Origin of the sequence: Catenulispora sp. GP43 (assembly GCF_041260665.1) — a bacterium.
Classification (GTDB): domain Bacteria; phylum Actinomycetota; class Actinomycetes; order Streptomycetales; family Catenulisporaceae; genus Catenulispora.
On the sequence record NZ_JBGCCT010000003.1, the window covers coordinates 286,057 to 306,512 of the forward strand.

The 20,456-nt window shown below is 70.4% G+C and carries 20 protein-coding genes; 8 read left to right on the top strand and 12 right to left on the bottom strand.

Annotated elements, in window-relative coordinates; all coding sequences use genetic code 11:
• Positions 1-396 precede the first annotated feature (396 nt).
• On the bottom strand, positions 397-984 hold the full coding sequence (locus ABH926_RS08500) for a TetR/AcrR family transcriptional regulator (RefSeq protein WP_370364841.1): 588 nt from the start codon (positions 982-984) through the stop codon (positions 397-399).
• A gap of 98 nt (positions 985-1,082) precedes the next feature.
• Between ABH926_RS08500 and ABH926_RS08505 the strand changes: the two genes are divergently transcribed.
• Entirely contained in the window at positions 1,083-1,823 is a 741-nt protein-coding gene (locus tag ABH926_RS08505) for an SDR family oxidoreductase (protein ID WP_370364842.1), read from the top strand.
• Between the two features lie 71 nt (positions 1,824-1,894).
• On the opposite strand, the gene ABH926_RS08510 is transcribed toward ABH926_RS08505, so the two are convergent.
• On the bottom strand, positions 1,895-2,677 hold the full coding sequence (locus tag ABH926_RS08510; protein ID WP_370364844.1) for an oxidoreductase: 783 nt from the start codon (positions 2,675-2,677) through the stop codon (positions 1,895-1,897).
• A 244-nt stretch (positions 2,678-2,921) separates the two neighbouring features.
• Between ABH926_RS08510 and ABH926_RS08515 the strand changes: the two genes are divergently transcribed.
• The gene (locus tag ABH926_RS08515; RefSeq protein WP_370364845.1) at positions 2,922-3,899 is read left to right on the top strand and encodes an ATP-binding protein; all 978 of its coding nucleotides are present in this window, start codon (positions 2,922-2,924) and stop codon (positions 3,897-3,899) included.
• Here the strand turns inward: ABH926_RS08515 and ABH926_RS08520 are convergent.
• Both ABH926_RS08520 and ABH926_RS08525 read right to left on the bottom strand, forming a co-directional pair.
• The gene (locus ABH926_RS08520; protein ID WP_370364846.1) at positions 3,865-4,602 is read right to left on the bottom strand and encodes an alpha/beta fold hydrolase; all 738 of its coding nucleotides are present in this window, start codon (positions 4,600-4,602) and stop codon (positions 3,865-3,867) included. The genes ABH926_RS08515 and ABH926_RS08520 overlap by 35 nt on opposite strands.
• A 203-nt stretch (positions 4,603-4,805) precedes the next feature.
• Complete coding sequence (locus tag ABH926_RS08525; protein ID WP_370364847.1) at positions 4,806-5,387, bottom strand: TetR/AcrR family transcriptional regulator; 582 nt, start codon at positions 5,385-5,387, stop codon at positions 4,806-4,808.
• 142 nt (positions 5,388-5,529) lie between these two features.
• Between ABH926_RS08525 and ABH926_RS08530 the strand changes: the two genes are divergently transcribed.
• The 4 genes from ABH926_RS08530 (at position 5,530) to nhaA (ending at position 11,291) form a co-directional block, all read left to right on the top strand.
• Complete coding sequence (locus ABH926_RS08530) at positions 5,530-6,732, top strand: sensor histidine kinase (protein WP_370364848.1); 1,203 nt, start codon at positions 5,530-5,532, stop codon at positions 6,730-6,732.
• A 28-nt stretch (positions 6,733-6,760) separates the two neighbouring features.
• Positions 6,761-7,495, top strand: a complete 735-nt coding sequence (locus tag ABH926_RS08535) for a LytR/AlgR family response regulator transcription factor (RefSeq protein ID WP_370364849.1) — start codon at positions 6,761-6,763, stop codon at positions 7,493-7,495.
• A gap of 308 nt (positions 7,496-7,803) precedes the next feature.
• On the top strand, positions 7,804-9,759 hold the full coding sequence (gene acs / locus ABH926_RS08540; protein ID WP_370364850.1) for an acetate--CoA ligase: 1,956 nt from the start codon (positions 7,804-7,806) through the stop codon (positions 9,757-9,759).
• A 218-nt stretch (positions 9,760-9,977) separates the two neighbouring features.
• Entirely contained in the window at positions 9,978-11,291 is a 1,314-nt protein-coding gene (gene nhaA / locus ABH926_RS08545) for a Na+/H+ antiporter NhaA (RefSeq protein WP_370364851.1), read from the top strand.
• 67 nt (positions 11,292-11,358) lie between these two features.
• On the opposite strand, the gene ABH926_RS08550 is transcribed toward nhaA, so the two are convergent.
• The 8 genes from ABH926_RS08550 to ABH926_RS08585 form a co-directional block, all read right to left on the bottom strand.
• A complete protein-coding gene (locus tag ABH926_RS08550; protein ID WP_370364852.1) occupies positions 11,359-12,117 on the bottom strand; it encodes a MerR family transcriptional regulator in 759 nt (252 codons plus the stop codon).
• Positions 12,118-12,237: 120 nt separating this feature from the next.
• Positions 12,238-12,888: an HAD family hydrolase gene (locus ABH926_RS08555; RefSeq protein ID WP_370364853.1), complete on the bottom strand. Its 651-nt coding sequence runs from the start codon at positions 12,886-12,888 to the stop codon at positions 12,238-12,240.
• A 107-nt stretch (positions 12,889-12,995) separates the two neighbouring features.
• Positions 12,996-14,174, bottom strand: coding sequence for a lipid-transfer protein (locus ABH926_RS08560; RefSeq protein ID WP_370364854.1), 1,179 nt, complete (start codon positions 14,172-14,174; stop codon positions 12,996-12,998).
• Positions 14,171-14,572 carry a MaoC family dehydratase gene (locus ABH926_RS08565; protein WP_370364855.1) on the bottom strand — a complete coding sequence of 134 codons (402 nt, stop codon included), beginning with the start codon at positions 14,570-14,572 and terminating at the stop codon, positions 14,171-14,173. The genes ABH926_RS08560 and ABH926_RS08565 overlap by 4 nt, the downstream gene beginning before the upstream one ends.
• The gene (locus tag ABH926_RS08570; RefSeq protein ID WP_370364856.1) at positions 14,569-15,648 is read right to left on the bottom strand and encodes an acyl-CoA dehydrogenase family protein; all 1,080 of its coding nucleotides are present in this window, start codon (positions 15,646-15,648) and stop codon (positions 14,569-14,571) included. The genes ABH926_RS08565 and ABH926_RS08570 overlap by 4 nt, the downstream gene beginning before the upstream one ends.
• Before the next feature lie 5 nt (positions 15,649-15,653).
• The gene (locus ABH926_RS08575) at positions 15,654-16,055 is read right to left on the bottom strand and encodes a Zn-ribbon domain-containing OB-fold protein (RefSeq protein ID WP_370364857.1); all 402 of its coding nucleotides are present in this window, start codon (positions 16,053-16,055) and stop codon (positions 15,654-15,656) included.
• Positions 16,052-16,588 carry a MaoC family dehydratase N-terminal domain-containing protein gene (locus ABH926_RS08580; RefSeq protein WP_370364858.1) on the bottom strand — a complete coding sequence of 179 codons (537 nt, stop codon included), beginning with the start codon at positions 16,586-16,588 and terminating at the stop codon, positions 16,052-16,054. Before ABH926_RS08580 ends, ABH926_RS08575 begins: the two co-directional genes overlap by 4 nt.
• A gap of 8 nt (positions 16,589-16,596) precedes the next feature.
• On the bottom strand, positions 16,597-17,805 hold the full coding sequence (locus ABH926_RS08585) for an acyl-CoA dehydrogenase family protein (RefSeq protein ID WP_370364859.1): 1,209 nt from the start codon (positions 17,803-17,805) through the stop codon (positions 16,597-16,599).
• Between the two features lie 161 nt (positions 17,806-17,966).
• Here ABH926_RS08585 and ABH926_RS08590 point away from each other — a divergent pair, with 161 nt between their 5' ends.
• Together ABH926_RS08590 and ABH926_RS08595 are read left to right on the top strand one after the other, a co-directional pair.
• Positions 17,967-19,058: an NTP transferase domain-containing protein gene (locus ABH926_RS08590; protein WP_370364860.1), complete on the top strand. Its 1,092-nt coding sequence runs from the start codon at positions 17,967-17,969 to the stop codon at positions 19,056-19,058.
• Entirely contained in the window at positions 19,055-20,398 is a 1,344-nt protein-coding gene (locus ABH926_RS08595) for a molybdopterin molybdotransferase MoeA (protein WP_370364861.1), read from the top strand. The genes ABH926_RS08590 and ABH926_RS08595 overlap by 4 nt, the downstream gene beginning before the upstream one ends.
• Positions 20,399-20,456 lie beyond the last annotated feature (58 nt).

Sequence of the window (20,456 nt, forward strand, 5' to 3'; positions counted from 1 at the left end):
TCTGGGCGGGACACCTGACCACGACTGGGGCCGCTGGGAACCTTGAGGCGCGATTGTTCCCCCATTCGGTCGACAACGAGTAAAAACCCGCCAGTAGCACTTGGCACCGACCTTGATCGGTCGTAGAAAGAAAGCAAGGCCCGGCGACCTCCCAACTCAAAGAGAAGGAATGGTTTGGCACAAGGCCGCTCGACCTCGACATCGAATCGGGAACCCACGCAAAGACCGACCCCTTAAGGGGCCAGCCAGCCAGGCAGACGGAGAGAAACCGCGAGGACCTGGAAGGCGACTACGGCATACAGACGCTTGTTAACTCGTTCTTGGTGTCATTCATAACGGCGGTGCCGCTTGCGCAGCGGCACCGCTGACCTTTTCTGTCGACGCTTCAAAAGGGGATTACCTTGGCGAATCCGCGGCGGCCGCGACAAGTGCGCCGGCGAGTTTATGCGCCGCCTCGTCGTCGAGCGGCCGGTGGCCCACCAGACCGCGATACCAGAGCAGGCCGTAGGCCAGGTCGGTGAGGAAGTCGAGGTCGGCCTCGGCCGAGACCTCGTCCCGGGCCGCGCCCCGTTCGAGCAGGACCCTCAGCGTCGCCCGGCGACTGGCGAGGAAGTCGTAGAAGGGGCGCGCGGAGTCGGGGTTCTCGATCGAGGCGACCATCATGCTCTTCAGCTCGCTGAGGACCTTGGGGTCCGCGGACTGCTGAAAGGTGGCCTTGAAGAACTCCGTCAGGTCGGCGGCCAGCGTGCCGGTGTCGGGCAGCGGGATGGTGTGCCGCGCCCGCGTCGCCACGGCCTCGGCGATCACCGCGGCCTTCGACGGCCACCAGCGGTAGACCGTCTGCTTGCCGACGCCGGCGTCGCGGGCCAGGCGCTCGATCGTGAAGCCCTCGTAGCCGACCTCCTGCAGCAGGCCGATCGCGGCGTCGATGATCGCCTCTCGGGCCGCCTCGTTGCGGCGTCTTCCGGTGTGCGGGCGCTCCATGCCCGGCAGCCTAACGGATTTGTCTAGACGCGTCGTCTCGGCAATACTTGTCGAGACGGATCGTTTCGACAAAGAGTCATCCGACGGAGGGGACGGGTATGTCCACCGAGGGGAAGTTCACCGGCAAGACCGTGTACGTGATCGGCGCGAGCCACGGGATCGGCGAGGCCATCGCCGGCGCGTTCGCCGCCGGCGGCGCCGACGTCCTGATCACCGGCCGCACCAAGGAGCGCCTGGACGCGGCGGCCGAGCGCATCGGCCACCCGGTGCGCGTCTTCCAGTCCGACGCGCGGCGGCAGGAGGACGTGGACGCGCTGTTCGCGGCCGCGGGTTCGAAGATCGACCACCTCGTGCTCGCCGTCAGCGGCGGCATGGTGGGGCTGGGCACGCTGGCCGAGCTCACCGACGAGGCCCTGCGCGAGGGCTTCGAGGGCAAGGTGTTCGCCCAGCTCAGGATCCTGAGGGCGGCGCTGCCGCACCTCGCCCCGGACGCCTCGGTGACCTTCATCGGCGCCGGCAGCTCGCGCGCGGCGTTCCCCGGCACCACCGCCCTGGCGGCGGCCAACGGCGCGCTGGACGCCGCGGTCCGCCCGCTGGCCGCGGAACTGGCCCCGGTCCGGGTGAACGCGGTCTCCCCCGGCGTGATCGACACCGCCTGGTGGCATCCGCTGGGCGAGCAGCGCGACGGGTTCATGGAGCAGCAGGCCGCCGCCACTCCGGTGGGGCGCGTCGGACAGCCTCAGGACATCGCCGACGCGGTGCTCTTCCTGGCCGGGAACGGCTTCACGACCGGCGTGGTGCTGGATGTGAACGGCGGGACCACGCTGGCCAGGAGCTGACGGGGATCAGGCCACGGACGGCCGGGCGGCGGGGCGCGATGACGCGTCCGGCTGTCCGGCTGTCCCGCTGTTCAGCCGCGCATGATGGCTTCGCACACCGCCAGCGACTCGCGCGCTCCCATCGCGACCGCCTCCGCGTAGTGCGCGAGCCAGGCGGCCAGCCCTTCCTCCGTGCCGGACGCGTAGCCGCGGGCGGCGTCCAGATACGCCTCGACGCCGAGGTCCACGTGCCCGGCCTCGACCACCGCCAGCGACTGCGGGTCCAGGCCGCGGTCGGCCAGGATCAGCCGGGACGCGGCCCGGGCCAGCAGGCCGTCGCCCCAGCCGAACGGCTCGCTCACCAGCAGCTCGGCGTGCACCGCCGCCGCGGCCACCACGGCCGGCACGTCGGCGGAGGCCGGATCGCGCAGGTCGTTCGCCAGGGTGGTGAGCACGGCCGCGGCCTCGGGGTCGCGCGGGCGGCCGACTCGGTCCTGCTCCAGGTGTCCCGCGGCGGCGAGCAGGTGCATCCGGGACAGCGCCTGGATCGGGGACCGCTTCCACACCGGCGCGAGCGTGCCCAGCTCGCCGGAGATCCGCAGCGCCCCGCGCAGCTGGCCGGAGCCGTCCTCGTCGCCGAGGTCGGTCCGCCGGCGGACCTCCTCCAGCGGCCAGTCCGTGCCCGCCTCGCTCAGCGAGCCCAGTGCGGCTGAAGCCCGGGCGCCGCGCAGCTGCGACTCGGCGGTGACGCGAGCCGACTGGCTGCGCAGGACCTTGTGCTTGCGCACGCGGTCCACCGCCTCGCGGGCGGTCTCCGCGGCCTCGGCGGCGTTCGGGACGGCGGCCAGGCGCCGGATCGGGGAGCGGGTGTCCATTTCAGGGACTCTACCGATTGGGCCCACGCGCAATGCGCGCTCCAGGCTTCGCAGAAGCCGTGCGCGCAGGCTGCGGGGATGGTAGCGGGGCCGCCACCCGATCGGAGGACGCATGGTTGACGCGCCGGGGCGCCGCCGTCGAGACTCGGCGCGTACCCGTTTTAATGAAAACGATTGTCATCAAGCCCGGCCGCCCCGCGGAGCCCGCGGCTTGTTCCCCTTCCCAGCGCTTGGAGGTCCCGACATGCGCATCGCCCTGGTCGGCAAAGGCGGCAGCGGCAAAACCACGGTCTCGGCCCTCCTGATCCGGCACCTGGCCGCCGGCGGCCGCCCGGTCGTCGCCGTGGACGCCGACATCAACCAGCACCTCGGATTGGCGCTCGGCCTTTCGGAGCAGCGGGCCGCGGCGCTGAGCCCGATGTCCGCCCACCTGTCGGCGATCAAGGACTACCTGCGCGGCGACAACCCGCTGATCGCCGGCGCCGAGGCCATGGTGAAGACCACACCGCCGGGACGCGGCTCGCGGCTGCTGCGCCTGGAGGAGGACAACGCCGTCCACAGCCTGTGCGCAACGCGGCTGGGCGGCGACCTGGAGACCGTCCGGCTGATGGTGACCGGCGGCTTCGAGGAGCAGGACCTGGGTGTGTCCTGCTACCACTCCAAAATCGGCGCCGCCGAGCTCTACCTGAACCACCTCGTCGACGGGCCCGACGAGTACCTGGTGATGGACATGACCGCGGGCGCGGACGCCTTCGCCTCCGGCCTGTTCACCCGTTTCGACCTGACCTGCCTGGTGGTGGAGCCGACCCGCAAGTCGGTGTCCGTCTACCAGCAGTACCGCGAGTACGCCAAGGAGTACGACGTCACCATCCGCGTGGTCGGCAACAAGGTGACCGGCCCGGAGGACGTCGCCTATCTGCGCGACCACACCGGCGCCGACCTCGTGGCCTGCCTCGGCGCCTCGCAGTATGTGCGGGCCCAGGAGCAGGGCCGGGACAAGGGCTTCGACACCCTTGAGCCGGCCAACCGCACCGCCCTGGCGCGCCTACAACTGGAAGTGGACTCGGTGCCGCAGGACTGGGCCAAGTTCACCCGGCAGGCGGTCCACTTCCACCTGAAGAACGCTCAGGCCTGGGGCGACCGCGCGACCGGCGTGGACCTCGGCGCGCAGGTCGACCCGGACTTCGTCATGGGACCGGAAGCGTTCGCGGCACCGAGCTGAACGCCGTCACCTTCCGCACCACGTCCGGGTCGATCAGGATCCGGAAATGGCCGAGGCTGGTCCAGTGGTCGAGTTCGGCCCCGGGCCACATGGCGGCCAGGCGGTCGCCGCTGGCCACCGGGACCTCGCGGTCGCCGAGGTCGTGGACGATCAGCAGCGGCGGCAGCCCGGCCAGGTCCGCGGTGCGCATCCGCTGCGGGATGTCGAACCGGTCCATGGACTCGCCTACGCGTTTCTCAAGAACCCTGAGGAAACCCGTCCGTATGCGTTCCCTGAAGCCGAGCATCTTCGCGAACTCATAAGAGAACCCGATCGGGTCGCTCACCGGCGCCACGACGGCCAGCCTCCCCACCCGGAGGCCGTCGAGCACCGACAGAACGACCGCTGCCGCGCCGAAGGAGTGCGCGATCACCGCATGCGCTTGCCCGAAACGGTCCACGGCACAGGACAGGCTCTCTGAGAACTCCGGGAGCGTCGCCCGCCCCGGCCCCGCGAAGCTCCGCGACGACTTCCCGTGGCCGGGGGCGTCGAACGACACCACGCGGTGGCCGGAGGCCAGCAGCGGCTCCACGAAGGCATCGAGCTGTTCGGCCACACCGCCCCAGCCGTGCACGAGGTAGACCACCGGCCCCTCCGCGCCCCAGACATTGCCGCGCACTGTGCTGTGGCGCACGGTCATCGTGAAGGGCTCGCCGGCGGACACCGCGACGGGCGTCCTCGGCCTCCAGGGCCGTTTGGGAACGGTGAGCCAGATCCGTTCGGCCCAGCGCGCGCCCGGACCCGGCGCGACGACTTCCAGCACCCCGAAAGCGGTACGCAGCGCACCAATCGCAACTGCCTTTTTAGCACGAACGGTCGTGCTTTTTTTACGCGACGACGATGACGCGGTCATCTGGATGACCCCCTCTAGCGGTTGGATTCGATCAGTCGGGAGAACGCGTTGCGCGCCCGTTCCTCGGCCCTGGCGTCGCCGAGCAGCCGGTGCGCCTGGAAGTAGATGAGCATGATCCCGTGCAGGTCGTGGGCGAACTGCTCCGGATCGGCGCCGGCGGCGAAGAAGCCCTCGGCGATCCCGGTCCGGAACATCTGCGCCACCGAGTCGTTGAAGTCCAGGTGCATGCGGACCAGGCGGTCCCGCACCGGCCCCGGCTGGTCGTCGTACTCCCACGCCGCCGAGACGAACAGGCACTCTGCGGTCCCGTCCCGCGACACCGCCAGCCAGCTTTCGAACAGCGTCGCGATCCGCTTCTCACCGCGCGGGGCGGACAGCGCGGGCCGGACGACGTCCTCGACGAACGCCTCGCTGGCGAACTCCAGGACCTGGACTTGCAGCGCCTCCTTGGACTTGAAGTGCGCGAACAGGCCGCTCTTGGACATCCCGGTCCGCTCGGCGAGCGAGCCGATGGTGAGCGAGGCCAGCCCGCTGGACGCCGCGACCTCGACCGCGGCTTCCAGGACCTGCCTGCGGGTCTCCTCGCCCTTGCTCACACTCAGAAAATAGCACGACCGTTCGGCGAGCGCGACCCATCATCGGCCACTGCCGGCCGACCACTCCCGGCCGGTCACTCTCAGCGATCTCAGACCCCCGACACCCTCGACTTCGCACCCCGACCGCATCAGACTGGGGCATGTGGCATCCAACCCCGCCACCGTCGGCATCGTGGCCGCCCTGGTCGCCCCGGCGGTCGCGGTGTCCCGCGCCGTCCAGCGGCACCGTTTGGCCGGCACGACCGCCGAACGCGCCGCCTACGCCGCCATGCACGCCGTCGCCCTCGCCGGGCCCCCTCTGCGGGCCGGCCTGACGCCGGACGCCACCCGCCGCGCGGCCCGCCACCTGCGGCCGCTGCTCGGCACCGCGGCGCTGGCCTTCAACGACACCGAACGGAACCTCACCTGGGACGGTGCCGGGCAGCACCGGCATTCTCAGGACTCCTACGAACTGTCCACCACGGCGCTCAAGTCCAGCAGCGTGACCGTCCTCGGTCCGGAGGAAGTGCACTGTGGCAGCGACTCCTGCGTGATCCGCCACGCGGTCGTCGCGCCGATCATCCCGCCGAGCAGCATCGGCGGGATCCGCGACGACGGCGGCAGCCCGGCGATCGGGACATTGTCGGTCTACAGTTCCAGCACCTCCGTGGCCCTGGTACGGGCCGTCGGCGAGGTCGCGTACTGGGTCGCCACGCAGATCGAACTGGCGGAACTCGACCGGTCGCGGACCCGCCTGATGGAGACCGAACTCAGGGCACTGAGGGCACAGATCTCGCCGCACTTCGTCTACAACTCGCTCACCGCCATCGCCTCCTTCACGCGCACCGATCCGCAACGCGCCAGAGAGCTCCTCTTAGAGTTCGCGGACTTCACCCGCTACTCGTTCCGTGCGCACGGCGAGTTCACGACGCTCGCCGAGGAACTGCGCAGCGTGGACCGCTACCTGTTGCTGGAACGTGCCCGTTTCGGCGAACGCCTCCAGGTGGCCCTGCGGATCGCCCCTGAGGTGCTGCCTGTAGAAGTTCCGTTCCTATGTGTACAGCCCATAGTGGAGAACGCAGTACGGCACGGACTGGAAGGCAAGCCCGGCCCCGGCCATGTCACCATCACCGCCGAGCCGACCCGGCACCACTACCGGATCACGGTCGAGGACGACGGAGTCGGGATCACCCCGGACGTCCTGCGCGACGCCCTAGCCCCGGCCGAGCCGGGCACGCGCACCTCCGTAGGGCTGTCCAACGTCCACGAACGGCTCCGCGCCGTCTACGGGACCGCCTACGGCCTGGCGATCGAATCCCAGCCCGGAGCGGGTACCACTGTGGTGATCCGGGTCCCGAAAAAGTAGAAGGCCACAGAAGCAGAGGGCATACCGCATGACCATCGCGACGCCGACCGGCCTGCGCGTGCTGGTGGTCGACGACGAGCCCCCGGCCGTCGCCGAACTCTCCTACCTCCTGTCCCGCGACCCCCGCGTCTCCTCGGTACGGACCGCCACTGACGGAGAGGACGCGCTGAGGGTCCTGAAGAACTCCCCTGTAGACGCCCTGTTCCTCGACATCCGCATGCCGGGTCTGGACGGTCTGGAGATAGCGGCGCTCCTCAATCAGTTCGCCACGCCGCCGCAGATCGTCTTCGTGACAGCTCATGAGGAATTCGCTCTGGAGGCGTTCGACCTACACGCCTCCGACTACCTGCTCAAGCCGGTCCGTGCCGAACGCCTCGCGGAAGCCATCCGCCGGATGACACCGGCGTCCACGCCCCGTAGGGCCCCCGAACCGGGGCCCTACGACGTCATCCCGGTGGAGCTGGCAGGCGTCACGCGCTTCATCCCGCGCCAGGACGTCTCCTATGCCGAAGCGCAAGGCGACTACGTGCGCTTGTACACGGACAGCAGCAGCCATCTGGTCCGCATCCCCTTGGCAGTACTGGAGGAGCACTGGTCCGGCGCCGGTTTCGCCCGCACGCACCGCCGCTTCCTGGTCCGCGTCGACGCCGTCTCGGAGGCCCGGTGGGAGAGCGGCCACCTGACCGTCATCGTCGGCGGGATCCCCCTCCCGGTCGCCCGCCGGCACACGCGTGAAGTGCGCGAACGGCTCAGCCACCGCTGATCGCGCCGTCCCGACCGCTGAACGCTCGGCGCGGACCGTCCATGGATCGGGCTCTCTCACCCTCTGCCCTGGTTTGCCCGTTACCGCCTACGGTGAGGTGACCGCCCGTCCATCCGACGTCGATGACGGCACGGCACCGTGAGCACGCCGCCCACCGAATCGGGTCCTGGTGGGCGGCGTCTGGGTGTCTCCAGGTAAAAGGTCTATACCAATGGCTCCGAAACCCTTGTGTTCCGGGCCCTCCCTTGGTGTGCTACTGCCTGGATAAAGTGTGACCGCTGTCATAATGCATCGAACGAGGAGAGACGGTGTCGAACGAGGCCCTTTCCAATTTGCTCCGTGAGGACCGCCGGTTCGCGCCGTCCGCGGCCTTCGCCGCCGACGCGAACGTCAAGGCCGAGGCTTACGCCACGGCTGACGCGGACCGGCTGGCGTTCTGGGACACGCAGGCCTCGCGCCTGTCCTGGGACACGCCCTGGACCGAGACGCTGGACTGGTCGGGCAAGCCGGTCGCCAAGTGGTTCGTCGGCGGGAAGCTGAACGTCGCCTACAACTGCGTGGACCGGCACGTCGAGGCCGGCAACGGCGACCGCGTCGCCATCCACTTCGAGGGTGAGCCCGGCGACTCCCGCGCCATCACCTACGCCGAGCTCAAGGACGAGGTCTCCAAGGCCGCCAACGCCCTGACCGAGCTCGGTGTGACCCGGGGCGACCGGGTCGCGATCTACATGCCGATGATCCCGGAGACCGCTGTCGCGATGCTCGCCTGTGCGCGCATCGGTGCGGTGCACTCCGTGGTCTTCGCGGCGTTCTCCCCCGACGCCCTGCGGGCGCGGATCGACGACGCCGGCGCCAAGCTGCTGATCACCGCCGACGGCTACCACCGCCGCGGCGGCACGGTGAACCTCAAGGCGAACGCCGACGAGGCCGTGACCGGTGCCGAGAGCATCGAGAACGTGCTCGTCGTCAAGCGCACCGGCGCGGACGTCACGTGGGGCGACAAGGACGTCTGGTGGCACGACGCGGTCGGCGCCGCGAGCACCGAGCACACCCCGGAGGCGTTCGACAGCGAGAACCCGCTGTTCATCCTCTACACGTCCGGCACCACGGGTAAGCCCAAGGGCATCCTGCACACCACCGGCGGGTACTTGACGCAGGCCTCGTACACCCACCACGCGGTGTTCGACCTGAAGCCGGAGTCGGACGTGTACTGGTGCACCGCCGACGTCGGTTGGGTGACCGGGCACTCCTACATCGTCTACGGCCCGCTCTCCAACGGCGCGACCGAGGTGATGTACGAGGGCACCCCCGACACGCCGCACCAGGGCCGCTTCTGGGAGATCGTCCAGAAGTACAAGGTCTCCCTGCTGTACACCGCTCCCACCGCGATCCGCATGTTCGCCAAGTGGGGCGACGACATCCCGGCGAAGTTCGACCTCTCCTCCCTGCGCCTGCTGGGCTCGGTCGGCGAGCCGATCAACCCCGAGGCCTGGATCTGGTACCGGGAGAACATCGGCGGGGGCCGCACCCCGGTGGTGGACACCTGGTGGCAGACCGAGACCGGGGCCATCATGATCTCCCCGCTGCCCGGCGTCACCGAGGCCAAGCCGGGCTCGGCCATGCGGCCGCTGCCGGGCATCTCGGCGAACGTGGTCGACAAGGACGGCACCATCGTCGAGAACGGCCACGGCGGCCTGCTGGTCCTGGACCAGCCCTGGCCCTCGATGGCCCGCGGCATCTGGGGCGACCAGCAGCGCTTCGTCGACACCTACTGGGCCCGGTTCGCCGAGCAGGGCTACTACTTCGCCGGCGACGGCGCGAAGAAGGACGAGGACGGCGACCTGTGGCTGCTGGGCCGCGTCGACGACATCATGCTCGTCTCCGGCCACAACATCTCCACCACCGAGGTCGAGTCCGCCCTGGTGTCCTACCCGGCCGTGGCCGAGGCCGCCGTGGTCGGCGCCAAGGACGAGACCACCGGCCAGCGCATCGTCGCCTTCGTCATCCTGCGGGCCGGCCAGGAGGAGACCGCTGAGCTGGACGCCGCGCTGAAGGCCCACGTCTCCAAGGAGATCGGCCCGATCGCCAAGCCCAAGCAGATCCAGATCGTGGCCGAGCTGCCCAAGACCCGCTCGGGCAAGATCATGCGCCGCCTGCTGAAGGACGTCGCCGAGGACCGCGCCGTCGGCGACACCACGACGCTGGCCGACTCCACGGTCATGGACCTGATCAAGGCAAAGCTGCCGCACGCCAGCGAGGACTGATCCAGTCTGCCTGAGTGTTCGACCGCCGGGTGCGCGGGCCTCATTGGCCCGTCGCACCCGGCGGTTCCGTGTTCTCAGGAGTCGGACCGCCGCACACAGGTTCCTCATAGTGCGTAACCTGAACGGCTCAGGAGCGCCGGGAAGTCTGGTCGGCATGGGTAGTGGTTTCTTGATCACCACCCGTCCGCCGCCGACCGCCGAGCCACCAGGACGCCCCGATGACGCCCCCGGACCGCCCCGCCGTCCCGTTCCGGGCCTTCGCCCGGCTCAGGCGGATCGAACGCCGACACGTGGCGGAAGTCCTGCGGACCGAGACCGTCGGCGGCGCGCTGCTCATCGTCTTCGCGCTCCTGGGGCTGCTGTGGGCCAACTCCCCGTGGCGCGCTTCCTACGACACCGTCAAGAACACCGTCGTCGGACCGCACCTGTGGCACCTCGACCTGACCCTGGCGGACTGGGCCGCCGATTTCCTGCTCGCGTTCTTCTTCCTGGTGGCCGGGATCGAGCTCAAGCACGAGCTGCAGGCCGGCGAACTGTCGAACCCGCGCGCCGCGGTGCTTCCGGTGGTCTCGGCGCTGTGCGGCATGGTGGTGCCGATCGGGGTCTACCTCGCGGTCAGCGCCGGGCACGCGAACGCGGGCTCCGGCTGGGCCGTGCCGACCGCCACCGACATCGCGTTCGCGCTCGCGGTGCTGGCCGTCGTCGGGCAGAACCTGCCGTCGGCGCTGCGGGCGTTCCTGCTGACCCTGGCCGTGGTCGACGACCTCGGGGCGATCATCATCATCGCGGTCGCGTACACGGCCAGCATCGACGCCGCCGCCTTGGCGATCGCTGCGCTCCTGCTCGTCGCCTTCTATGTGCTGCAACGCAAGCGGATCACCAGCTTGTGGCTCAACGTGCCGCTGGGCCTGGCCATCTGGATCGCCGTGCACGCCAGCGGCGTCCACGCGACGGTGGCCGGTGTGGCCATCGGCCTGATGCTGCACGGCCGGCACCATGGCGACGGCTATGCGGAAGCTGATGAGGGACGCGACCACGAGCCCCAGTCGCCGGCCGAGAATGTGCAGTGGGTGCTCCAACCGTTCTCCGCGGGCTTCTGCGTCCCCGTCTTCGCGATCATGTCGGCCGGGGTGTACATCGGCGGCAAGACACTGGGCAGCCTGGTCAGCAACCAGATCCCGCTGGCCATCGCCGCGGGCCTGTTCGTCGGCAAGGCGGTCGGGGTGTTCGGCGGCGCCTATCTGACCGCGCGTTTCACCCGCGCCGAGCTGTCCGACGAGCTGCGGTGGCGAGACATCGCCGCGGTCTCCACCCTGACCGGCGTCGGGTTCACCGTCTCGTTGTTGATCTCCGAGCTCGCCTTCACCGATACCCCGGAGTTGCTGAACCTCGCCAAGGGCGGAGTGCTGCTCGGTTCTCTGGTGTCCGCACTCGTCGCTGTCGTACTCCTGCGGCGCAGGGACCGCTTCTACGATCAGCTGTGCATCGCTGAAGCGGAGGAAGACGGGGAACCGGCGCTCGGGCGAGAATAGTGCGGCGTCCCCTCCGCACTGGCCGCGGAGGGGACGCGTTTGGGTTTCCGCGCTTAGCGGATCAGCACTAGTCGGCCAGACGTGCGTCCGCATAGGCAGCCATCGCGGCCGCCTGGTACTCGGCGAGACCTTCGGCGATCTTCATGTAGTTCACCTTGAAGCGCTCGTCGTCGACGTACATCTGGCCGAGGCACTTGTACGCCTTGCGGTTCGGCGTCCACCAGACACAGATGCCCTGGTAGTGCTGGTGGACCTCGTCCTGCACCGCCGGGTCGTCGACCGGGGTGCCGGCGGCCATGAACTCCGCCATCCGGATCATCGCCGCGGTCGCCTCCCGCTGCCAGCGCTCCATGTCCTCGTCGGTCATGGCCACGCGCTTGGCCTGGGCCCGCTCGAACTCCTCGGGCCAGCGCTCGCGCGCCTCGTCGTCGTACTGCGACTGGTCGAACCCCTCGAACAGGTTCTCCGGCCGGTTGATGTGCACGGACATCTCTGGCTTCCCTTCCAGCTCGACGATGGTCCGCCGCACGGTCTCGGCCACTCTCGACAGCCGGTCGCGCTCGACGATCAGCCGGCCGTACTGCCGGCGCAGCGCGGCCAGCGTGTCCGGTTCGGAGTCGATCGCCTCGGCGATGTCGGCCAGGCCGAGGCCCAGCTCGCGCAGGACGAGGATCTGCTGCAGGCGCAGCAGCTGCGACTCCTCGTAATAGCGGTAGCCGTTGGCGCCGACGTGGTCGGGCTTGAGGAGCCCGATGTCGTCGTAGTGGCGCAGGGTCCGGGCGGTGATCCCGGAGATCCGTGCCACCTGCGCGATCGACCAGCTCATAGCGGTTCCCATCGATATACAGCCGGTCCTTCCAGCTGCCTTTTCGAAGGTAGAAGCTTCCGTTACGGCAAGGTCAAGCCGAATTCGCCGGCGCCGCAGTTCCGGCGGCGCGAAAACCGGTCAGGGGCGGCTGAGGATCAGCTCGAAGGCCTCGGCGGTGGTCTCCAGGACCTGCTCGGGCTGCGGGTCCGTGGCGCCGAGCGTCCGGCCGTGCCGGATCCAGGCGGTGTGCAGCCCCGCGCCGTTGCCGCCGGCGACGTCCGAGCTCAGGGAGTCGCCGACCATCCAGCCGCCTTCCAGGGGCGCGCCGGCGCGCTCGGAGGCCAGCTGGAAGATCTTCGACTCGGGCTTCCAGCTGCCCTCGACGTCCGAGATGCAGACGACGTCCACATAGGCGCGCAGGCCGACGGCGTCGATCTTGGCGTTCTGGAAGTCGCCGAATCCGTTGGTGACGATGCCGGTCCGCCAGCCGGCGTCGCGCAGCGCCTCCAGCCCGTCCACTACCCCGTTGAAGGGCTTAAGCAGGTCGACCATGCGGAGCCGGTAGTCGGTCAGCAGCTCCGCCGGGTCGGCGTCCAGCCCGAAGTACTCCACCAGGCCGCGGAACGCGTCGTCCGGCGCGCCGGTCCAGAAGATGTGCTCGTTGTCGATGAACCAGCGCACATCACCGGTGGCGCCGTGGGTCGCGACCAGCTCCTCGGCCCAGGCGACGAAGGCGCCCTTGGAGAAGATCAGGGTGTCGTCCAGGTCGAAGAGCGCGAGACGGGGCATGGCTCCGAGATTAACTGATCGTTCCGACGCCCAACGGAACACCGGGTTACGGCTGGTGGCGGGGGTGCCGCTCACCGCCGGTGGGGCCGGCGCCGGCCGGCCCCCGCTCAGACCGCGCTGAGCACCAGCCCCGACGTCGGGACCCCGGTGCCAGCCGTGACCAGCACGTTGCGCACGTCCGGCACCTGGTTCACGGCCGTGCCCCGGGCCTGGCGCACCGCCTCGGCGATGCCGTTCATGCCGTGGATGTAGGCCTCGCCGAGCTGGCCGCCGTGGGTGTTCAGCGGAAGCCGCCCGCCGAGGTGGATGGCGCCGTCGCGGATGAAGTCGCGCGCCTCGCCCCGACCACAGAAGCCGAACTCCTCCAGCTGCGTCAGGACGAACGGAGTGAAGTGGTCATAGATGACCGCCGTCTGGATGTCGTCCGGCCCCAAACCGGACTGGCGCCACAGCTGCCGCGCGACGGTCCCCATCTCCGGCAGTCCGGTGATGTCGTCGCGGTAATAGCTGGTCATCATCTGTTGGTCGTGGGCGGAGCCCTGTGCGGCTCCCGCTATAAGGACTTCCTTGCCGGGAAGATCCTTAGCGCGCTCCGCAGAGACGACGACCAACGCGACTCCGCCGTCGGACTCTTGGCAGCAGTCCAGAAGCCGCAGCGGATCGGCGATCAGCTTCGAGCTCTGGTGGTCGGCCAAGGTGATCGGCCGGTCGTGGAACCACGCCGCGGGGTTCGTGGCGGCGTGGGTCCGCGCCGCTACGGCGACGCGCCCGAAGTCTTCGGAGGTGGCGCCGTACGTATGCATGTAGCGGCGCGCGGCCATGGCGACCCAGGCTGCCGGGGTGATGAGGCCGTAGGGCGAGTAGTAGCCGAAGTGCTGTGCCATCGGAGATTCGCCGCGGGCTTGGACCGCGGCGTCCCCCGAGCCGAAGCGCCGGCCCGAGCGTTCGTTGAAAGCGCGGTAGCAGACCACGACGTCGGCCATGCCCGCGGTGATCGCGGCCGCCGCGTGCGCGACGGTCGCACAGGCGGCACCGCCTCCGTAGTCGACCAGGGAGAAATAACGCAGTTCGGCGACGCCCAGACCCCGGCCGACCATGATCGAGGGACTGGAGTCCATCGAGAAGGTCACCAGACCGTCGACGTCATGCGGTGCTACCCCGGCGTCGTCCAACGCGGCCTTGCACGCCTCCAGACACAGTTGGAGTTCACTGCGTCCCGACTCCTTGGAGAACTCCGTGGCGCCGATACCGGCGATCGCTACTGCGCCGGACAGGGACCCGCTCACTCGCCGCCGCCCTTCAGGGTCACGGTTCCGGTGACATGGTTGCCGAGCTGGTTCGCACCCCGGATCGCGATCTCGACGGTGCCGTCCTCGCTGACGCGCGCCACGGACCCGGTGAGGGTCATCGTGTCGCCGGGGTAGTTCGGGACGCCGAGCCGGATCGCGATCTTCAGGATGCGCGCCTCGGCGCCGGCCCAGTCGGTGACGAAGCGCCCGACGAGTCCGTTGGTGGTGAGGATGTTCATGAAGATGTCGGGGGAGCCCTTCTCCCGGGCGGCCGGGACGTCGTGGTGCACGTCCTGGTAGTCCCGGGAAGCGATGGCGCCGGAGACGATCCTCGTCGGGGTGATCGGGATGACCAGCTCCGGCAACGTCTCCCCGACCTTCGGCAGCGCGGTCATTCGTCCTCCTCGATCGGGTAAGCGGAGATCAGTTCGCCGAGGTCGCCGGACCAGGCTTCCGCGGAGCCGCCATAGAGCTCCCAGTAGCGGGCCCATGCGTGGTACCGGTGCAGGGGATAGGTGATGTCCACCCCGAAACCGCCATGCAGGTGCTGCGCGGAGCCGACGACCCGGCGCGCGCCGTCCGCGGCCCAGATCTTGGCGGAGGCGACCGCGTACCGGGCTCGGGGTGAGCTGATGCCGTGCTCTGCGATGGCGTGTACGGCATCCCACAGCGCGGCCTGCATAGCGCGGGAATCGATATAGCGGTCCGCAGCCCGGAGCGCCACGCCTTGGAACGTGGCCAAGGGGTGTCCGAACTGGACGCGTACGCCGACGTATTCGGCGGTCATCGCCAGCGCCCGCGCCGCGATACCGCACAGCATCGCCGAGGAGAAGAGCGCGGCGTAGGCACGCGCTTCGCCGACCGCGTCGCTGATCTCCATGACCTCGGCGTCGATGAACTCCAGGACGCCCAGCGGCTCGCCGGTGGTGGTCACCTGGTCGCCGATGCGCGCCGTCGACAGGGAGGCCAGCGCCAGGACTTCCCGTCCGTCCTCGCGCAGGGCCGGGACGAGCACCAGGTCGGAGCTGAGCGGGTACGGCACCAGCTGCGTGATCCCGTTGAGCCGCCGGCCGGTCAGCCGCAACGGCGCGGCCAGCGTGGACGGATGCTCGGTGAGCCCCGCGGTGATGACGAGCTCGCCGGACAGCATCGCCGGAAGGTACTGCTCGTCGATCACCAAAGCCGCGACGAACGTCTCCACCAGCGGCAGCCGCGCGAGCGCCGCACCGGCGTCGGTCAGCAACCGCACCATGCCCGGCACTCCGGTACCGCCGCCGCCCACGCTCTCCGGGAGGACCGCGGCGAGCAGTCCGGTGTCGGCCAGGGTCCGCCACAGTCGGCGGTCGTGTTCGTCGGACACCGCTTCGTTGCTGTGGGCCGGACTCCGGGTGTTCTCTACGTCGAGGTCCTTGAAGACCTGGACGGACAGCTCTCCCACGGCTTCCAGCGCGTCGTCCACGGACTGGTCCACGACCGTCACGGTGAGACCTCCGGTCCGGCGAAGACGAGCCCGTCCTCGAAAACGAGGCTCATGGGCATCCCTATACGCAGGTCCTCATTAGCGATGCCGCGTGCCCCGCACACGATGCGGGGCCGCGCATCGCTGTCCTCTACCTCCAGGTCAATAAGGATGACCGCATAGGGACCCTCTTCCCATGGGGGTAGCGGGTGATGGCAGATCGTGTAGCTGTGCAGGACCGCACGACCGGTCGCCTTCGCCGTCGTCCAGTCCAGGGACTGGCACTCCGGACACATGGGAGACGGAGGATGCCGGAGCGATCCACAGGCTGTGCACTTCTGGATGAGTACGTCGCCCTTGGCGACGCCCTCCCAGTAGTAGGCGTTGTCGCGGCCGATGACCGGCAGGGGGCGGTTCATGCGTGCGCCCCTGTGTCTTGCACCCGCGCGGGCTTGAACCAAAGAGTCCGGAACAACATCTCGCCGACCAGCTCACCGTGCTGGTCGCGGTATTCGGTGATCGACGTCAGGAAGTAGCCCGCGCCGAGCGCCGTCCTCTTAAGCGGCGACACGGAGTCGAGCCGTGTGGTGGCGTACAGATGGTCCCCGACGGTGAGGTACCGGTGATAGGTCTGCTCGCAGTCGGTCGCCACCACGGCGCGGTAGCCCGCCTCGATCAGCGTGGCCTGGGCCCGCGTGGACCCGTCCTGGGCCCCGCGCATCCGCAGCCCGGGCATCGTCCAGGCCTGCAACGACGCCGGCGGAGCGACCACGTCGGGGTGGCCCGCCCGGCGGGCCGCCGCCGGGTCGGTGTAGATCGGCAGCTCGTCGCCCATCGCGTCGCACCAGTGCCGGATCATCGGCTGGTTCACCGGGTCCCAGGCCGGGACCGGCTCGGACGGCGGGTCGGCTATGTGCGCGGACACTGTCTCGTACAGCGGATCGGTCTCCACAGTTCTCCCTATCTCCGCACCCTGGGCATCGCCAGCCCGGTCATCGCGATGATCTCCCGCTGGATCTCGTTGGCCCCGCCGCCGAAGGTGTTGGTCACCGCGTAGCGGTAGAGGAATTCGAGGTCGCCTGCCAGGAGCGCGCCGGGGGATCCCGTCTTCAGGACTCCTCCTGCGCCGAGCACCTGGAGCAACTCCGCCAGCGCCTCTATATGCGTTTCCGTCCCGTGCACCTTCGCCGCGGAGGCGTCGGCGGGGGACAGGTGCCCGCCGGTCTGGTCCTTCTGCAGCGCCGCGACCATCTGGCCGTTGAGCAGCCGCAGACCGCTGATGCGGACGTAGGCGCGCGCCATGGTGTTCTTCACCCAGGGCAGATCTATGATCCGGAGCCCGCCGGCGGCCGGTGTCTCCATAGCCCAGCTCTGCACCTTGGCGAACGAGCGGATCACGCCCTGGGCCACCGCGGCCAACGCCACCCGCTCGTGGTTCAGCTGCGTGGTGATCAGTTTCCAGCCCTCGTTCTCGCCGCCGACCCGCATCGTCACCGGGACGCGCACGTCGCGGTAGTACGTGGCGGTCGTGTAGTGCGAGGCGATCGTGTGGATCTTCGTCGCCTCGAAACCCGGATCCCGGGTGTCGACCAGCAGGATCGAGATGCCCTTGTGCTTCGGTGCTTCCGGATCGGTCCGGCAGGCCAGCCAGACGTACTCGGCGGAGTCCCCGTGGGTCGTGAAGATCTTCTGGCCGTCGACCACATAAGCGCTGCCGTCCTCGGTGCGCACGGCCCGCGTGGTCAGACTCGCCAGATCGGTGCCGGCGCCGGGCTCGGAGTAGCCGGCCGCGACGTCGATCTCCCCGGAGAGGATGCCCGGCAGCAGCAGGTCCTTCTGTTCCTGTGTGCCGAAACGCATCAGCGTCGGCCCGACAGTGTTGAGCGCCACCAGGGGCAACGGGCAGCCGGCGCGCGCCGCCTCGTCGAAGAAGACGAACTGCTCGACCGGCGTCAGGCCGCGCCCGCCGTACTCCTGGGGCCATCCCACCCCGAGCCAGCCGTCCGCGCCGAGCTTCCGGTGCAGGGTGCGGGCCGTGTCCGTGGAGGAGTCCGGCAGGCGCAGATCGTGGCGGACCTCATCGGTGACCAGTCCGGCGAAGTAGGTCCGCAGTTCGGCTCGCAGGGCTCGTTGGGCCGGGGTGTAGGCCAGATGTTCCGGAGGATGCATACGGCGGCGTCTCCCGCGGTCGGCGTGATCGGCTGGACGTGTGGGTGCTGAAGTGCTGCTCTGCGCCCGACCGGCGGTTCGCGGCGGGCCGAACGCGATCTGAGCACTCGTCAGATTAGAACACGTTCTACTGGAAGGCCACACCGGGTTAGGGTGGCGGCATGGACGCTCTGAGCGGACCCGGAGAACCCTTCGACGTGATCGTTCTGGCCGGCGGCGGCGCGCGCCGACTGGGCGGGGCGGACAAACCGGCGCTCGAGGTCGGCGGGATCAGCCTGCTCGACCGGGTGCTGGCGGCCTGTCGGGGCGCGGCGTCGGTCGCGGTCGTGGGCCCGCCGCGGCCGGTCGGCAGGCCGGTGGTGTTCACCCGCGAGTACCCGCCCGGCGGCGGCCCGGTGCCGGCTCTGGCCGCCGGGATGGCCGTCGGCTCCGCCGACCACGTCGCCGTCTTCGCCGCCGACCTGCCGTTCCTGGACGTGGAGGCCGTCACCCTTCTGCGGCGCTCGCTGACCGCCGACGCAGTGCTCTTCACCGACGAGCGGGGCAAGGACCAGCCGCTGGCGGCGATATATCGGCGCAACGCGCTTGGGGCAGCCTTGGGCGCACTGTCGGAGTTGCGGGGCGCACGCCTGTTCGCGATCGTCGAAGGGCTGGACACGACCCGGATCCCGGACACGCGAGGAGTCACCGCAGACTGCGACACGTGGGACGCCGTTCACGCGGCCCGCGCTCTGGTCGCGACACGACCCGCCACAAAGACGAAGATGGGGGACATGGACGACAAGAAGCTGCTCGCCGACTGGTGCGCCGCGGCCGCGGCCGAACTCGGGCTGACCGGGCACGAACTCGCCGAGGGCGACCTGGACGCGATCCTCGGCCTGGCCGGGGTCGCCGCCCACAACGTTCTGCGACCGGCCGCGCCGCTGACCACGTTCCTGGCCGGCTACGCGGTCGGGCTGCGCAGCTCGGCCGGCGGCGGCCGCGGCGCGCTGGACGGGCCGATCGCGAAGCTCAGCGCCCTGGCTCAGGCCTGGGACCCGGCCGCCGACGGCCCGGCCCGGGGCACCGGCGGCGCGGTGAGCGCGACGGTCGGCGGCTCGGTCGCGGCGAGCCCGGCGGCTGCGACGCCCGGCGGCGTGGCGGGCGGCGGCGTGGCGGGCGGCGCTCCCGGGACCACCGGCGCCCCGGACCTCGACTCCGCGGGCACCCCCGGCGACGAGTCCGGCGACTCCACAGGATCCGGCGGCCGGTGAACACGTCCTGGGCCGAGGCCCGCAAGATCGCCGGCGCCGCGGCGATCCCCCTGCCCGCCGCCCGCGTCCCCATGGCCCAGGCCCGCGGCGCGGTCCTCGCCGAGTCACTGTCCGCACTGGTCGACCTGCCGCCGTTCGCGACCTCCGCGATGGACGGCTGGGCGGTGGCCGGGCCCGGGCCGTGGCGGGTCGCCGGGCGGGTGCTGGCCGGCCAGGAGGCGACCCGGCTAGGCGACGGCGAGGCGGTGGAGATCGCCACCGGAGCGCGGGTGCCGTCCGGGGCGTCGTCGGTGCTGCGGCGGGAGCGCGGTTTCGTCGACGGGCACGGCCGGCTCCACGTCGGCGAGAGCGGCGAGGCCAGCGAGGGCGGCGAGGCCAGCGAGGGCGGCGAGGCCAGCGAGGGCGGCGAGGCCGGCGACGGACACCGCAGCCACGCCTCGGCCGCCGCGACCGTGCCGCAGCGCTCCTACGCGGCGGTGTCCAACGGGACCACTGCCACGCGCACTCCGCGCGGCACCGAACTGGGTCTGCCGATAGGAGCCGACATCCGGCCGCAGGGCCAGGAGTCGCGCCGCGGCGAGACCCTGCTGTCGGCGGGCACCCGCGTCACCCCGGCGGTCCTGGGCCTGGCCGCCGCCGCCGGCTACGACGACCTGCCGGTCCACGAGCGGCCCCGGGTCGCCCTGGTCGTCATCGGCGACGAGCTGGCCGGCTCCGGCCTGCCGGACGGCGCCCGGATCCGGGACGCGCTCGGGCCGATGTTCACCGCCTGGCTCGACGCGCTCGGGGTCGAGGCGACGGTGAGCCGGGTCGCCGACGATGCCGGGGAACTGCTCGCGGTCGTCGCCTCCTCCCCGGCCGACGTGGTGATCACCACCGGCGGCACGGCCCGCGGCCCGATGGACCACGTGCACCAGGTGCTGGGCGAACTCGGCGCGCGGATGCTCGTCGACGGCGTGTCGGTCCGGCCGGGGCACCCGATGCTGCTCGCCCAGTACGGCGGGACCCGGCAGCACCGCCGGTTCGTCGCCGGGCTCCCCGGCAACCCGCTGGCCGCGGTCGTCGGCTTCGTCACCGTGGTGCGGCCGCTGCTGCGCCGGCTGTCGGGCCTGCCGGACCCGTCACACTTCCTGCCGCTCGGGGATGCCGTCAGCACCCATCCGACCGACACTCGACTGGTGCCCGTCTCCGTCACCGACGCCTGCGCGATCCCCCTGCGGTTCACCGGCCCGGCGATGCTGCGCGGACTGGCGCTGGCCGACGGGCTGGCCGTCGTACCGCCGGGAGGAGGGGTGGTCGCCCTCGGCGCCGGGCAGCGGGTGGAGGTGCTGACGGTCTGAGCGAGAACACCACGTACGCAGCCCCGTTCCGCCCGACCGTCGTGCTGCCGCGCGCGGT